The 15,530-nt window shown below is 56.7% G+C and carries 11 protein-coding genes; 9 read left to right on the top strand and 2 right to left on the bottom strand.

Annotated elements, in window-relative coordinates:
- Positions 1 to 17: 17 nt before the first annotated feature.
- The 3 genes from B145_RS0120435 to B145_RS0120425 are packed head-to-tail and all read left to right on the top strand — an operon-like array spanning position 18 to position 2,896.
- On the top strand, positions 18 to 770 hold the full coding sequence (locus B145_RS0120435; RefSeq protein WP_018609816.1) for an amino acid ABC transporter permease: 753 nt from the start codon (positions 18 to 20) through the stop codon (positions 768 to 770).
- Between the two features lie 23 nt (positions 771 to 793).
- Complete coding sequence (locus tag B145_RS0120430) at positions 794 to 1,528, top strand: amino acid ABC transporter ATP-binding protein (protein WP_157288567.1); 735 nt, start codon at positions 794 to 796, stop codon at positions 1,526 to 1,528.
- Positions 1,529 to 1,549: 21 nt separating this feature from the next.
- The gene (locus B145_RS0120425) at positions 1,550 to 2,896 is read left to right on the top strand and encodes a DcaP family trimeric outer membrane transporter (RefSeq protein ID WP_018609814.1); all 1,347 of its coding nucleotides are present in this window, start codon (positions 1,550 to 1,552) and stop codon (positions 2,894 to 2,896) included.
- 73 nt (positions 2,897 to 2,969) lie between these two features.
- On the opposite strand, the gene B145_RS0120420 is transcribed toward B145_RS0120425, so the two are convergent.
- The gene (locus tag B145_RS0120420) at positions 2,970 to 3,992 is read right to left on the bottom strand and encodes a LacI family DNA-binding transcriptional regulator (RefSeq protein WP_018609813.1); all 1,023 of its coding nucleotides are present in this window, start codon (positions 3,990 to 3,992) and stop codon (positions 2,970 to 2,972) included.
- Positions 3,993 to 4,069: 77 nt separating this feature from the next.
- Positions 4,070 to 6,022: a beta-galactosidase gene (locus B145_RS0120415; protein ID WP_018609812.1), complete on the bottom strand. Its 1,953-nt coding sequence runs from the start codon at positions 6,020 to 6,022 to the stop codon at positions 4,070 to 4,072.
- A gap of 370 nt (positions 6,023 to 6,392) precedes the next feature.
- Between B145_RS0120415 and B145_RS26475 the strand changes: the two genes are divergently transcribed.
- The 6 genes from B145_RS26475 to B145_RS26470 all read left to right on the top strand — a co-directional run bounded on the left by B145_RS26475 (position 6,393) and on the right by B145_RS26470 (position 15,525).
- Positions 6,393 to 8,855: a beta-galactosidase gene (locus B145_RS26475; RefSeq protein WP_018609811.1), complete on the top strand. Its 2,463-nt coding sequence runs from the start codon at positions 6,393 to 6,395 to the stop codon at positions 8,853 to 8,855.
- A gap of 60 nt (positions 8,856 to 8,915) precedes the next feature.
- Positions 8,916 to 10,043 carry an ABC transporter ATP-binding protein gene (locus B145_RS0120405; RefSeq protein WP_018609810.1) on the top strand — a complete coding sequence of 376 codons (1,128 nt, stop codon included), beginning with the start codon at positions 8,916 to 8,918 and terminating at the stop codon, positions 10,041 to 10,043.
- A 92-nt stretch (positions 10,044 to 10,135) separates the two neighbouring features.
- On the top strand, positions 10,136 to 11,347 hold the full coding sequence (gene malE / locus B145_RS0120400; protein ID WP_018609809.1) for a maltose/maltodextrin ABC transporter substrate-binding protein MalE: 1,212 nt from the start codon (positions 10,136 to 10,138) through the stop codon (positions 11,345 to 11,347).
- Between the two features lie 138 nt (positions 11,348 to 11,485).
- Positions 11,486 to 13,060: a maltose ABC transporter permease MalF gene (malF, locus tag B145_RS0120395; protein ID WP_018609808.1), complete on the top strand. Its 1,575-nt coding sequence runs from the start codon at positions 11,486 to 11,488 to the stop codon at positions 13,058 to 13,060.
- Between the two features lie 11 nt (positions 13,061 to 13,071).
- A complete protein-coding gene (malG, locus tag B145_RS0120390; RefSeq protein ID WP_018609807.1) occupies positions 13,072 to 13,962 on the top strand; it encodes a maltose ABC transporter permease MalG in 891 nt (296 codons plus the stop codon).
- A gap of 165 nt (positions 13,963 to 14,127) precedes the next feature.
- The gene (locus B145_RS26470) at positions 14,128 to 15,525 is read left to right on the top strand and encodes a maltoporin (RefSeq protein WP_157288553.1); all 1,398 of its coding nucleotides are present in this window, start codon (positions 14,128 to 14,130) and stop codon (positions 15,523 to 15,525) included.
- The last annotated feature ends 5 nt before the right edge of the window (positions 15,526 to 15,530 follow it).

Here is a 15,530-nt window from a genome sequence, read left to right as displayed (position 1 = left end):
GCTTTCATTGAACGATAATGCTGAACAAACTCAAAGATCGCGACTCTCTGATCCTGGTCGGGTCCGTATTCTGTCTTGCGCTGATCCTCTGGCTGCTGGCTCTGCCGCTGTCCTGGGTACCTGCGCCGATTGGCCCTGCGGCACACCAGTTCGCAGATGCAGCCATCACCACCATCGAATTGACCATCTGGTCTGGCATCCTCGGCATTTTGCTAGGCGTTGTCGCAGCGATTGGCAAACTCTCTCCCATTCCACCCGTCCGCTGGATTGCAGATCTGTACGTCTGGGTGATCCGCGGCACGCCACTACTGCTGCAAATCCTGTTCTTCTACGGCCTGTCCAACACCGCCCCACAACTGCAAGCCCCTGAATTCTGGATCGGCGTGATTGCACTTTCATTAAACGTGGGCGCCTATAACGCCGAAGTCATCCGTGCAGGGATCAACGCCGTCGCACGTGGGCAGGTTGAAGCCGCCCGTTCGCTGGGCCTGAATTCCATGTACACCTTTTGGGACGTGGTGTTGCCGCAAGCGGTACGCATCTCACTCCCCCCGCTGGCCAACAACCTGGTGGCGCTCCTCAAGGATTCCTCCCTGGCCTATACCATCGGCGTGGTGGAACTGACCATGATCTACACGCGGGTCCAGGCCGAGAGCTTCCAGCCCGTGCCCGTCAGTATCACCACCGGGCTCGTGTACCTCGTTCTCACCACCACCTTCACCCAATTTGCCTCGGCTCTTGAGCGCAAACTGGCAACCGGAAAGCGTTAAGTATCATGCGTGACGGCAAACCCATCATCACCGTTGAGCAGGTGCGTAAATCCTGGGGCGCATTCACCGCACTCAAGGATGTCTCCATCACTTTCCGTGAAGGCGAAGTGGTATGCATCATCGGGCCTTCCGGCTCCGGCAAATCCACGCTGCTGCGCACCATCAACCGCCTGGAGAAACAGGATACCGGCCGCATCGTCGTGGATGGCATTGAGCTGGACAACGACCTGAAGCACATCGACGCCGTGCGTGCCGAAGTCGGCATGGTGTTCCAGAGCTTCAACCTGTTCTCGCACAAGACCGTGTTGGATAACATCACCCTGGCCCCGCGCCGTGTGCGCAAGTGGTCCAAGGAAAAAGCCACGCAGGTCGCCTTTGAACTCCTGGAGCGCGTCGGCCTCTCGGCCCACGCCCACAAGTATCCGGCGCAACTGTCCGGCGGCCAGCAGCAACGCGTAGCAATCGCCCGGGCACTGGCCATGCAACCGAAAATCATGTTGTTTGATGAGCCGACCTCAGCGCTTGACCCTGAAATGGTCAATGAGGTGCTGCTCGTCATGCGCGACCTTGCCAAGAGTGGCATGACCATGCTCGTGGTGACCCACGAAATGGGGTTTGCCCGTGAGGTCGCCGACCGCGTGATTTTCTTCGACCACGGCAACATTGTCGAAGAAAGCGATAACCCCCAGCAGTTCTTCTCCAACCCAAGCCATCCGCGTGCACAGGCTTTCCTCAGCCAGATCAAGCACGCGTCCTAATTTATTGCAACGGAGTCATATATGCAGATCTCTCAACCGCGCATCATCGCTATGGCCGTGGCCGTCGCGCTCTCCTGTCCGCTGGGTGCCCAGGCTGCCGCCGTCAGCGTCGAGCAACTGGAAGCACAACTCCAGGCACTGCAACAACAGATTCAGGAACTGAAGGCCAGCCAGAAAGACCTGAGCAACCAACTGGAAGCTCAAGGCAAGGAAGCTGTGGTCAAGGGGGATATCCCCGCCTCCTTCCGCCGTGCTGGGGAAGAAACCTCCATCCACCTGTATGGCTTCGTGGAATTGAATGCCGTGCATAACTTCGGCGGCGAAAACAACGGCGACTATGCCAGCAATGCCGGTGGCGTAGCCCTCACGGGTTCTGCTGCAGCAGAACGCAAGGGCAGCAACTACATGCATGGTCGGACCTCGCGCTTCGGCATCGAAGCCGCCACCCCAACCAGCATGGGCCCGCTGACCATCAAGGTGGAAGGTGACTTCAACAACGATCGTGGCGGCAGCAACGGCGGTGCAGTCTCCTCTGGCGCCCAATACGCCAGCAACGGCTACATGTTCCGTCTGCGCCATGCCTATGGCCAAGTCGGCCCCTGGCTGGTTGGTCAAACCTGGTCCACCTTCATGGACCTGGACTCCACGCCGGAAACCGTAGACTTCAACGGCCCGGTCGGCAACACCATGATCCGTCAGCCGCAAGTACGTTACACCTACGTCACCCCGAACTTTGGCAACTACACGCTGGCACTCGAAAATAACAGCTCGCAGTTGAACGGTGGGGATGGCGCGAACATTTCCCGCGTACCCGACGTTATTGTGCGTTGGGACAAGGCCGGTGATTGGGGCACCCTGTCCTTCCGTGCCGTCAGCCACGATCTTTCCGCCAAAACCAATAGTCTTACTGCCAGCAAGCGTGGCTACGGCGTTGGCCTGGGTAACTCCTACAAGATCACCGACGCAGACATGCTGTTCAGCAGCGTAACCTATGGCGACGGCATCGGACGTTATTTCAACTCCTCCGATGGTCCTTTGCTGGATAGCGCCAGCGGCAAAATCTACACCGAACGACAACTCGGTCTGGTATTTGGCTTCCAGCACAAGTTCTCCGGCACCCTGCGCACGAACCTGGTGTACGGCCAACAACGCCTGCTGAACGCTGACTACTCTGGCTATGCCAACACCAGCGGCCAAGGCACCATCAATCGCGCGCTGCAGCAAGCCTTTGTTGACACCATCTGGAATCCGCTGCCCAACGTCGATCTGGGCGCCGAGTTCATCTGGTCGCACCGTGAAACGCTGGACGGCCAAACCGGCAGCGAACCGCGTGTCAACCTGTCTGCCAAGTACAACTTCGGCAGCTAAGCAATCTGCATTATTTGCTGTACAAAAAAGCCGACGCAAGTCGGCTTTTTCATTTCTGCATGGGATACTGCACTCAACGGCGTCGCACGCGTGCAGTGGACTCTCGCACAACCAACTGAGGGGTGGATGCTATGAGCATTTCCGTATCCGAGGTCTTCGCCTTGTCGATGATATTCATCATCAATTGCACCGCCAATTCAGCCGCTTCGCTTGTGGGGACTGCCACAGTCGTCAGAGAAGGACGAACCTGATGGGCAAACTGGATATCGGTGATCCCCACCACAGACAAATCCGTGGGGACGCTCAAACCCAGATCAACCGCCGCCTGGAGCACACCGAGCGCAGGCAAATCGTTGCTCACAAAGATCGCCGTCAGATCGGGTACCGCCGCCATCAAAGCATGGGCACTATTGCGCCCGGCGTCAATCGAGTCCTGACCAAACCGGACTTCTTCGGGTCGCTGCAAAATCCCCGCCTTGGCAAGAGTGTCGGCGAACCCGCGATAGCGCCAGATGTGGTTGCCTGTCGGCTCGCTGCCCACAACAGCGCCAATCCGACGGTGACCGAGCATGAGCAGGTGTTCGGCCGCAATCACCCCGGCCTGGTAGAAATCAACCGCCACGCATGGCAAAGGCGGAGTCTGGTCGGGCTTTTCCCACATGCACAGCACCACTGGCACCCCCCGACTGCGCAAGGTCAACAACTCGTCAATCTGCACAAAATCGGCATTCATGACCAGCACGCCTTGGGCAAGCGCACCGCCCACCGCATCCAGATACGCAATCTCTTGGGCTGGGTCATTATTTGTGTTGCATACAATCAAAAAATAACCACTGCGCCTGACGGCCTTTTCCACTTCTAAAGCGAACTCGGGATAAAACGGGTTGGCAATGCTGGAAACCACCAGCGCAATGGTATGCGGGCGCCCTTCCACCAGGGCGCGCGCATTCAGGTTCGGCTTGTAGCCCAATTGCTGCGCAGCCTCCAGCACACGCTCACGCGTTTCTGCGCTCACGCGTCCACGCCCCCGCAGCACATTGGAAACCGTCGCGGGGGTTACGCCAGCAAGGCGCCCTACTTCTACAATCGTTGCCATAGCCGTGACTCTAGCGGTTTAACCCGTAGCCATCCATGATTTTGCTGCAAACAATTTCCGACCGCATGCGGCGTGCCCTACTCTGCCAGCCACGCAGCCACCCCCGCCGGGGCAAGTTGCGCCTCCCCCAGCACCATGCGGTCTGCAGCAACCGGCAATGAAACAAGCCCTGGGCCGTAATTCACCGCAAACTGCAACTTGCCACGCCGCCTCAATCTGAGCCCCCCAGACAGCGCCTGGATAGTAATCCCTGCAGCGTGTGCCACATCGGCCAGCAGCCTATCAAGCACATCATCACTGAAGTAAGCTGCATGATAACTGAATGCCCCCTGGCATGCCACTGCAGGCTGACCATCAGCAAAACGGGCAAGAACTTCGACGCCTTGGGCCACATCAATGAACTCACGCCAGATTTTCGCGTATCCCGGAGTGCCATCTGCCAGACAGACGGTTTCACTCACCCCAGCTCGCAAAGATTCCACGCGGCTGACCCGGATTGACAGTGCCATCCTCAAGGGTCCGGGTGGCAATCCAGTCGGCAGTGCATAATCCAGTGTTTTGGAGCCGGTTCTCGGCCCCATCACGATCTGTGCACCACTGGCTTGCCAACGTGCCACGCATTCATCATCAAGGGTTGCCAGCAACGGTACTACGACCATAGCATATTTCGACACATCCGCTGACGGCGGAACGATGTCAATATCCAGCCCCATACGGCGTAGCGCCCGATAGTAGGCAAATACCTGACCGAAATAGTCAAACTGCTCGCCGTGAGGCTGAATATCCATCATCCATTTGGAATTGTAGTCGAATACCAATGCGACAGAAGCCGCATGATGCGCGCCAAAATCCCCCAGCGTGTCAATTTCCGCCGCCACGATGGCCGCCTCGCGCCCGCCCTGATCAATCTGCCCATCGGAGGTATGCAGGCCGGAATGCATCTGCTCCTGCGCGTAGGGAACCTGCCGCCAGCGGAAATAGGACACCACCTCGGCACCATGCGCGAAGGCTTCCCACGTCCAGGCACGCACCATACCGGGCAAGGGTGAAGGATTCGCGCTGGCCCAATTCACCGGGCCGGATTGCTGCTCCATGATCCACCAGCGCCCCTTGCACATGCCGCGATACAGGTCGTGGTGGAAGGCGGCAATGTCCGGGTGGGCGCTACGCATCCACTGAACCCGCTCGGCCTCCGGAATAAAACGCACCATATCGGTAAAGCCCAAGGGATAGTTATCCCAAGTGGCTACATCCAGATCAGCAGACAATTCGTGATGGTTGAATTCACCGAAAAACCCCATGAAATTATGGAGAATGTCGCGCCCCGGAGAATATTCACGGAGGATGTCGCATTGCAGCCGATTGAAACTGCACACTTCATCCGAAGCAAAACGACGGAAATCCAGAGCATGAATCGGGTTGACCTGTGCTGGCAGGGCTACCGGCAAACCGATCTCGTCAAAAGCAGCATATTCCATGCTCCAAAAGACATTGCCCCAGCGGCGATTCAGGTTCTCGATGTTGTCATAGCGCTTGGCAAGCCATAGCCGAAAACGCCGCAAAGCCGAATCGGAATAAGAAATAACTGTATCATGGCAACCGTATTCATTATCCGTTTGCCATGCAATTACGGCTGGATGTTGCCCATAGCGCCGTGCCATTTCCGTCACGATCACCCGACAGGCTTCACGATAGCTTTCACTGGAAAAGCAGTAGTGGCGGCGCGAGCCAAACCCACGTTCGCGCCCCTGTGCATCACGCGCCAGCATATCGGGATGCGCCTGCAGCAGCCAACGCGGCGGGGCTGCGGTCGGGGTTCCCAATACGATTTCCAAACCCTGGTCGGCAAGGATACCCACGGCATCGTCCAGCCAGGCCCAGTCATACTGTCCCGGTTGCGGCTCCATCCGGCTCCAGGCGAACTCGGCAATCCTGACCACCTTAACGCCCAAACGCACCATGTCTTGTGCATCTTTCAGCCACATGGAACGATCCCACTGCTCAGGGTAATAGCACACACCGAGTTTCATAATTTCCTCTTCAGCTTTCGCAGCCAAACGCTTCGCTTTGCAATGCGGCAGAGCACGATGGCTTAGTTGGTTAAACGTTTTTACAAACTCAGCTATAGACGCTAAGGCTTGCTTCTTCAAGGCACATTTTTACCACACTCTGAACAATCATTCACAGCCGAGGTGTTTGCGCAACATTTCGCAATGACGCAAAGCACAAATACATTTTTAGTATTAAATTCATCTACTTAATAACAAACACCCATGTTAATGACCTTATAAAACCTTCAAATACATTGCAAAAATACACGTATACCCTAATTGCCCATACCTACACTCGGACCGAAGATTCGGTCAAGTTTAAACGTTTAATCACAAAGCGAATCTTCTCGTGGAAACCAACACCATCACCATCCAGATTCCGAGCGCTGCGGTAAAGGCCGAAAGCGATTATTTGCAACTGGGCCGTTATCAACCCGCCGGACGCACGCTGAACGTCAACAGCCGCTACCTGGAGTTGGATGGCAAACCATGGCTACCCGTCATGGGGGAATTCCATTTTTCACGTTACCCCGCCTGTGAGTGGGAACGCGAATTGCGCAAGATGCAGGCAGCAGGCGTCAACATCATTGCCAGCTATGTGTTCTGGAATCATCACGAGGAAGTCGAAGGCCAATACGATTGGAGTGGCAATCTGGATCTTCGCCGCTTCGTTGAGATCGTCAAGGAAATCGGCCTGCTGTTCTACCTGCGCCCCGGACCCTGGGTGCACGCTGAGGCACGCAACGGTGGCTTCCCTGATTGGCTGCTGACCCAAACCCCAATGCAGCGTGAGGCCAGCGCGGCCTACCGTGCGCAAGAAGCGCATTTCTTTGAAGAAATGATGAACCTTGGCGCCGTGCGCTGCAACGACCCGCTCTACCTCAAACGCGTGGCCCGTTTCTACAACGAGATCGGCACCCAGCTCAAGGGCTTGATGTGGGAAGACGGCGGTCCGATCATCGGCGCCCAGTTAGAAAACGAATACCATCGCATCGGCCCAGGCTGTGGCGCCGAACACATCGCTGAACTCAAACGCATTGCGATTGAAGCAGGTGTGCGCGTACCGATGTATACCGTGACCGGCTGGCCAACGCTGGATATCCCCTTGCGCGAAGTGGTACCCGTCTCCGGCGCCTACCCGGATGGTTTTTGGCAGAATAACGATGCGCCCTTACCCCCTTCCGGCGTTTATGTTTTCAACACCGAACGTGCAATTGGCGAGATGGGCAACGTAGGCGGCACTGCAGCAGACGGCCCCATCAACAAGGAGCACTACCCCTTCTTCCTGGCTGAAGCAGGCGGTGGCATGCACGTTTCCTACCATCGCCGCCCGGTAGTCGGCACAGACGATTTGGCCGCCACCACGCTGGTGCAAATCGGTTCCGGTGCCAACCTGTACGGCTACTACATGTTCCACGGTGGCACCAACCCCGTTGGCAAATTGGGCTACCAGAACGAAACTCAGCGCACAGGCTACCCCAATGATGTGGGCCTGCTCGGTTATGACTTCCACGCGCCGCTGGGCCAATACGGCCATGCACGCCCCTCTTTTGGGCGTCTGCGTACTTTGCACCTGTTCATGGCTGCCTTTGGGCAAGCGCTCGCCCCCATGGAAGCCGTACTGGCCGATGGCGCCATCGTCGATGCGGCCGATCGCAGCCGCTTGCGTGTGGCAGCCCGTGGTGCGGGGGCAGAAGCCTATCTGTTCATCAACAACCATGTACGCCATTACCCGCAACCAGACTTCCATAAGGCGGTGATCAAGCTGAACACCACACAAGGAGAAATCAGCCTGCCTGCGGTCGATTTCCCAAGTGGCGCCTATTGCATCTGGCCGGTGGGGCACCGGATCGGCACGAGCCTGCTGCGCTACGCTACCTTGCAGCCGCTGAGCCGCTGGGAAGAAAAGGGCCAGATCACCTGGGTGGCATTTAGTCAAGCTGGACAGATGGCCCAAATGTGCTTTGATGCAACAACGCTTAAGCTCATTGATGCAGGTGGCGCCAAACTGACGCAAAATGGGGCTGATCTGATTCTCGACTTCTCAACGCAGAAGGACATCCAACGCATGCGTTTCGCCGACAACACCGGAAATGAGCACACGGTGATTGTTCTCTCCCAAGCAACCGCAGACCAGGCTGGCCGGGTGCAGGTGGGTGGGCGCGAGCGCTTGGTGATAAGCCAGCATGTTGTGTATCAGGATAAGGATTCTTTGGTACTTTGCGCCCCGGCCAGTGAAGATACCCGTGTACGCATCTTCCCGGCCGACGGTCTGAATGCAGCGGCTACAGAGGAATGCGGTTTTGCAGATCTGCATTTTGCCGCCGAACAACCTGGGCAAGACGTTGCCTATCGGGTGTTGAAGGACCAACCCAAAGCCCCGGCTGTCAAAATGGGGCCGCATATCTCCTGGCGGACCGGGCCGGTACCGCTGATGCCGGAAGAGGATGCTTTTGAGAACACCACGCGCATTGCCATTGAAATTCCCGAGGCACTCAAGGCACACAAGGGTCGCGTGGAACTGGAAATTGATTTTGTAGGCGATATTGGTCGTCTGTATGCCGATGGCAAACTTGTTGACGACAAATTCTACGATGGCGAACCCTGGTTTGTGGGGGCGGATCGATTTGCGTGTGATGGACACTGGCCCACGCTGGAACTACGCATCCTGGCAGCCCCGGCAGCCCTCCCCATCTTCCTGGAACGCAAGGCGCAAGCCCAGCTTGATGCGGCCCCTCACCGCGCCAAACTGCTAGGCGTGTGTGCCAAGGCTTGGCGGGATCTGCGTTTTGCCTCGGCCCTGGCATCGTGAAGCAATCGCGCGCAACTGACTGTAAGTAAGACAACGAACTGTATTGAAGCGGAGACTGGTGTGGCTGGCGTAACCCTAAAGAATGTATTCAAGTCCTACGACGGCACGAACCTGGTAATCAAGGACGTGTCGCTGGAAATCGCCAATGGCGAATTCTGTGTATTCGTCGGCCCCAGCGGCTGCGGCAAGTCGACCCTGTTGCGCATGGTTGCCGGCCTGGAAGACATCAGCTCTGGCGACCTGTTCATTGGCGACAAGCAGGTCAACAAACTGGCACCTTCCGAGCGTAACGTGGCCATGGTGTTCCAGAACTACGCCCTCTACCCCCACATGGACGTCACCGAAAACATCGGTTTCGGCATGCGTCTAGCGGGATATGACAAGGAAACCATCAAGAGCCGCGTGGATCGCATCGCGGATATCCTCCAGATCCAGCCGCTGATGCAACGCAAGCCGCGTGCGCTCTCCGGCGGGCAACGTCAACGTGTGGCCATTGGCCGTGCGCTGGTGCGCGACCCCGGCGTATTCCTCTTCGATGAGCCCCTCTCCAACCTTGATGCCTCATTGCGCACCCAGATGCGCGTGGAAATCGCCAAGCTTCACCGCCAATATGGCAAAGCCAGCACCATCTACGTGACCCACGACCAAGTCGAAGCCATGACGCTCGCCGACAAGATCGTGTTGCTGCACACCGGCGCCGACGTACTGCGCTACGGCAGCGTGGCCCAGGTCGGCTCGCCGCTGGAACTCTATGCCCGCCCGCGCAACCTGTTCGTGGCAGGCTTCATCGGCTCGCCCAAGATGAACTTCATCAAAGCGAGTGTGCTGCGTATCGAAAATGACGGCGTCGTGGTCGAAACCCCACACAAGCGCGTACTCAAGGCAGCCGTTTCCGCCGATAAGCGTTTGAAGACCGGCGATGAAGTCACCCTGGGCATCCGCTCCGAACACCTGGAGCTGGCCGACAGTGCCAAGGAAAACACCCTGCCCTGCCGCGTGCAATGGGTAGAACGCCTGGGTGATATGACTTACGCATACCTTCAGCCAGAGCAGGAAGAACAGGTCATCGTTCGCCTGAGCAGCAAGAGTACCGTATCGATTGAAGACAACGTTTCGCTCTACATCCAGCCGCAGGAATGCCATCTCTTCGACGCAGAAGGAATGGCGCTACCGCGCCTCACAGTTTGATTTGACTTTGGCAGGCCACCTGGCCGCCTGGGAACGCCGGTCGCCCACATTCGAACGGCATGTACACAGCACCGACAAGAAGGAGACGATATATGCAAGTCAAAAATTCCCGGCGTACCGCTCTGCGCCTGCTGGCGATCGGCACCTTGACCGCGCTCGGTCTGGCCTGCACCCCCAGCTTTGCCGCAGACAAGGGAACTTTGACGATCTGGATCAACGGCGACAAGGGTTATGACGGTATCGCCAAGATCGGTCAAAAGTTCACCAAGGACACCGGCATTGCCGTCAAGGTCGAGCACCCAGAAGACGCCATTGCCAAGTTCGAACAAGCTGCTGCTGCAGGCAAGGGCCCGGATATCTGGATCTGGCCGCATGACCGCGCAGGCAGCTGGATCACCGCAGGCCTGATCACCCCGGTGACGCCTTCCAAAAAGACTGTCGATTCCATCGACCCGCTGGCCTGGAAAGCCTGGAACATCGGCGGCAAGACCTGGGGTTATCCGCTCTCCATCGAAGCCGTGGCCCTGATCTATAACAAGGATCTGGTCCCCACCCCGCCCAAGAGCTGGGAAGAAGTGATCGCGCTGGACAAGAAGCTCTCCGCCCAGAACAAGCGCGCCATCATGTGGCCGATGACTGAAATCTACTACTCCTACGGTCTGTTCTCCGCTGGCGGTGGCTACGCGTTCAAGCGCAACCCGGACGGCACCTACAATCCGAAGGACACCGGCATGAACACCCCCGGTGCCATCAAGGGCATGCAAACCCTGGTGGATCTGATCAAAGCCGGCGTGATGCCCAAGACCGCCACGTATGCTGAAGCCGAAGCAGGCGTGAACGAAGGCCGCATCGCCATGATGATCAACGGTCCCTGGGCATGGAACAACCTGAAGAAGAGCAAGATCAACTTCGGCGTGGCCCCGTATCCGAAGGTTGATGGCAAACAGGGTGGTGCCATGGTGGGCGTGCTCGGTGCGATGGTCAGCACGGCCAGCCCGAACAAGGAAATGGCCAACGAATTCCTGGAGAACTACCTGCTTTCCATGGATGGTCTGAAGGCCGTAAACGCTGCAACACCGCTGGGCGTGCCTGCCAACAAGGCGTTCTACAACGAGTTGAAGTCTGACCCGCTGATCGCTGGCACGATGGCGGCAGCCCAAGCCGGGACCCCGATGCCGAACAACCCTGAGATGACCCGTTTCTGGACCGCCATGCAAGCTGCGCTCCAGAACATCACCCAAGGGCGTGAAACGGTGAAGGATGGTCTGGCCCGTGCGGCCAAGCGCATCTCTGGCGCAGAGTAATTCATACCGCTGTAACGGTGCCGAGGCCCCACAAGGGGCTCAGGCACCGGGTTGATCTCCTCTTGTCTGCCGCCCTGGCGCGGCAGGCTGCTGTATCCGGGTGGCATGAGCCACCAACCGTAGTTCAATCATGGCGGCATGACAAACCCCTACAAGGGTTCCATCCGCCGGGCGCACCGTATTAAGGATGAGCAGGGCATGAAGCGTTCGTATCTGAAAGCATCACTGGCTGCACTGGGGCTAGTGACGCTGCTAGCCTGGCTGGCATTGATCATAGTATTTTACGTGGCCCACCAGCCGTGGCTGGCTGGCGTTACCCTGGTCCTGCTGGGTGTGGCAACGTGGATCTACATCTCCCCCCGATTCTACGCCTGGCGCTATGTTGTGCCAGGGGTGATGGCCGCCATGATTTTCATCGTGCTGCCCATGGCCTACACCTTGGTGATTGGTTTCACCAATTACAGTTCCAGCCACCTGCTGCCCTTCCAGCGCTCTACCGAAGTCCTGCTCAACCGCACCAACAGCACGGGTGAAGGCATGGCATTCACCCTGCATCAGGACGGCAACAAATATCAGTTCGCCTTCACCTCGGATGACGACAAGTACTACATCTCCGAACCCAGCGCACTGAACAAGGAAGTCCGGCTCAAACTGCAAAGCGTCACAACCCTCCCGTTTGCAGAGGACTCCGCATTGCCTCTGCGCAAGATCATCGAGTTGGAAGCACCCATCAAAAACGTCATTGCCGTTACACCAGAAGGCAACGAACTGCGCATGAGCAGCATGCGTCGCTTCTCGATGATGAAACCGGCATTCTCCAGAAATGCTGATGGCACGCTGACCGACAACTCCAGCGGCAAGATCCTCAAGGCCGACATGGCGGGCGGCTACTGGAAATACCCTGACGGAACCAATGCCGAACCGGGTTTCCGCAGCTACGTCGGCCTGGACAACTACATCCAGATCTTTACCGAAAAGCGCTTCCTGGAACCGTTTGGCCGTGTATTTACCTGGACGATCAGCTTTGCTGCACTGAACACCTTGTTCACCTTCGGCATCGGCATTCTGCTCGCTACCGCACTGAACTGGGATGCCCTCAAGTACCGCAACTTCTATCGCATGATGCTGTTCCTGCCCTATGCAGTCCCGGCATTCATCTCGATTCCGGTCTTCCGAGGCTTGTTCAACGAAAACCTGGGTGAAATCAACATGGTGCTGGACATGTTCTTTGGTGTCCGTCCCAACTGGTTCAGCGACGCCACGCTCGCCCGCTCCATGGTGCTGATCGTCAATACGTGGCTGGGCTACCCCTACATGATGATCATCTCGATGGGGCTCATCAAGGCTATCCCGAACGAGTTGTATGAAGCCTCTGCGCTGGCAGGCGCCGGGCCGCTGACCAACTTCTTCCGCATCACGCTGCCCTTGATTGCACGCCCAATTGCACCGCTGCTGATTGCATCGTTTGCCTGCAACTTCAACAACCTGACCTTGATCGCCTTGCTCACCGGTGGCGTCCCTGACTATCTGGACACCTCTGTGCCCGTTGGTGCAACCGACCTGTTGGCCTCTTATACCTATCGCATAGCCTTCCAAGACTCGGGGCAGAACTATGCACTGGCCTGCGCCATCTCGTCCATCGTGTTCCTGATCGTGGCTACGCTGGCAATCGTCAACCTGCGCCTGTTCAAAGTGAACAGCTCCAATCAGTGAGGCTCTGAATCATGGCCATCGTTCTCAAGCAATCCCACCGCTGGCGCGTATTTGCCACACACGCGGCAATGCTGACCTTCATCCTGATCACGGTCATGCCGTTCCTGATGATTCTCTCAATCTCGCTGCGCCCCGGCAACTTCGCAGGCGGACACCTGATCCCCGAACATCTGAGCTTTGAACACTGGAAGCTTGCTCTTGGCATATCCTATATCGACGCAGACGGTTCCCTGGTCAAGCCCCCCTTCCCTGTATTGCTGTGGATCTGGAACTCGCTGAAAGTATCTTTCATTTCAGCCTTTGTCTCACTGGTGTTATCGATCACAAGCGCCTATGCCTTTGCACGGATGCGCTTCAAGGGACGCGACACGCTGCTCAACGGCCTGCTGTTGTTGCAAATGTTTCCATCCGTATTAGCCCTAGTTGCTATTTATGCCTTGTTTGACCGCATCGGTGATTTTATTCCCTGGCTGGGCCTGAATAGCCACTGGAGCCTTGCGCTGGCCTACACGGGTGGCGTTGCGCAGCACATCTGGCTGATCAAAGGCTATTACGACAGCGTTCCCAAAGAGTTGGAAGAAGCCGCTGCAGTGGATGGAGCCACACCATTTCAGGCTTTTATCCATGTGCTGCTGCCCATGGCCGTTCCCATCCTTGTCGTCGTCTTTGTACTGGCCTTCCTGGGCGGCATGATCGAATACCCTGTAGCGTCGGTTCTCATGCACGACGAGCAGCATTTGACACTGGCGATTGGCTCCCGGTTATTCCTCTTTAATCAACGCTACTTGTGGGGCGATTTCGCAGCAACCGCAATTCTTGCCGGGATGCCACTCACTCTTCTGTTCCTGGTTACTCAGCGCTGGCTTGTATCTGGTCTGACCTCTGGTGCAGTTAAGGGCTAAAAATAAGGGGTTTTTACAACAACTCTTGATGAATCGACGAAACGTGCTTGTAGCAGCCAATCAAACGGTGGTACAAGAATGGTTCTGCAGTTCATCAAGTGGAGGACGCGTTGTACGTGTTCACCCTAGGCTTAAAACGTTTAAGCTGATTTTCGATGCATGCAGTTGTACTACTACCAATCCATTCTACGTTCTATCGAGGAGACGTTGATGAAAACCAAAGCTACAACATTCCGCCTCTGCGCGATCGCTTCTGCCCTGTTGATGGCAGGCGCCGCTCATGCAGAATTCAGCACCGACGGCTATTTCCGTTCTGGTACCGGCGCTGGCAACAGCACCAAAAACACCTGCTACAAACTGGCTGGTGCCGGGCTGGGCTATCGCCTGGGTAACGAATGCGATACCGATGTTGAAATCAGCCTGAAGAACACGGTCAAGTTCGGCGGCATGCAGATCACCGGCAACATCATGCCGACGTACTACACAAAGAACACCAGCGACAGCAACAACAACTCCAACTTCACGCTCTCCCAGGCCTATGTTGAAGCCAAGGGAGTGGATTTTGCACCAGAAGTCAACTTCTGGGCAGGTAAGCGTTACTATGGTCGCTCCGACATCCACATCACCGATACCAAGTACACCAAGCTCGACGGTACTGGCGGTGGCGTTGATAACATCAATGTCGGCATCGGTAAGCTGGGAATTTCGTATTTCCGCCGCGATCCACAAACTGTAGCCGGAAGCTGGGACGTCACCTCCAGTACCGCCAATGTAGCCGTTGACACGGGTTGGGGCGCTGCACAACGCGTGAACGTAGAATTCACCACCGATAAGGTTAACCCTGGTGGCTGGCTACGCGTTTTGGGAACGTATGTCCACAGCGAAGAACATTCAAACTATCAAGACGTTTGGATTAACGGTACCGAGGTTGTCGGCGGTGAAAGAAAAGCAAAGAACGGTCAAGCACTGACCATTCAGCATTACCAACACAACCTGTTCAATTTGGGTGGTGGCAACACTGTTTATCTGCAATGGGCAAGAGGTTCTGCCGGTCTGGATGGCAACTTCTCCAGCGCATACAACGGATGGCTGAACGACCTTATCTCCAGCAAATACGGCGCCACTGCCGCAGTCGATACGAGTACAAAAACCTCTTATCGTATTGCCGATACGTTCACATGGCAGGTTGGTGCTTTTGGTGGCCAAGTGCTTGCACACCACCAAATTGATCATTTGTCCGGCTACAAGACCACCGGTCAAACCGTTGGCGGTCGCGTTTCCTACGCTTTCACCAACAACTTCAAGCTGGTTGGCGAAGCAGGTATGTCTCGCAAGAAACCCGATGGCTTCAAGACCGAAAAGCTGAACAAGTTCACGATTGCTCCAACCATTTCCGTGGGCCAAGGCTTCTTTGATCGCCCAGAACTGCGCCTGTACTACACTCACGCAAGCTGGAACCAAGCTGCTGCAGACGATGGCTCTAACGGTCTGGATGAAGCAACGCTGGGCAAGAGCAAGAAGTCTGCTAACCGCTACGGCGTGCAAGTGGAAACTTGGTGGTAAGCCAA

It is taken from the genome of Uliginosibacterium gangwonense DSM 18521, assembly GCF_000373965.1.
Lineage (GTDB): Bacteria > Pseudomonadota > Gammaproteobacteria > Burkholderiales > Rhodocyclaceae > Uliginosibacterium > Uliginosibacterium gangwonense.
This window is presented reverse-complemented; position numbering and strand designations above follow the sequence as displayed.

Bases quoted from the DNA above. Each gene is read 5' to 3' on its own strand.
- B145_RS0120435 (WP_018609816.1), top strand. From the start codon at position 18: ATGCTGAACAAACTCAAAGATCGCGACTCTCTGATCCTGGTCGGGTCC.
- B145_RS0120425 (WP_018609814.1), top strand. From the start codon at position 1,550: ATGCAGATCTCTCAACCGCGCATCATCGCTATGGCCGTGGCCGTCGCG.
- B145_RS0120420 (WP_018609813.1), bottom strand. From the start codon at position 3,992: ATGGCAACGATTGTAGAAGTAGGGCGCCTTGCTGGCGTAACCCCCGCG.
- B145_RS0120415 (WP_018609812.1), bottom strand. From the start codon at position 6,022: ATGAAACTCGGTGTGTGCTATTACCCTGAGCAGTGGGATCGTTCCATG.
- malE (WP_018609809.1), top strand. From the start codon at position 10,136: ATGCAAGTCAAAAATTCCCGGCGTACCGCTCTGCGCCTGCTGGCGATC.
- malF (WP_018609808.1), top strand. From the start codon at position 11,486: ATGACAAACCCCTACAAGGGTTCCATCCGCCGGGCGCACCGTATTAAG.
- malG (WP_018609807.1), top strand. From the start codon at position 13,072: ATGGCCATCGTTCTCAAGCAATCCCACCGCTGGCGCGTATTTGCCACA.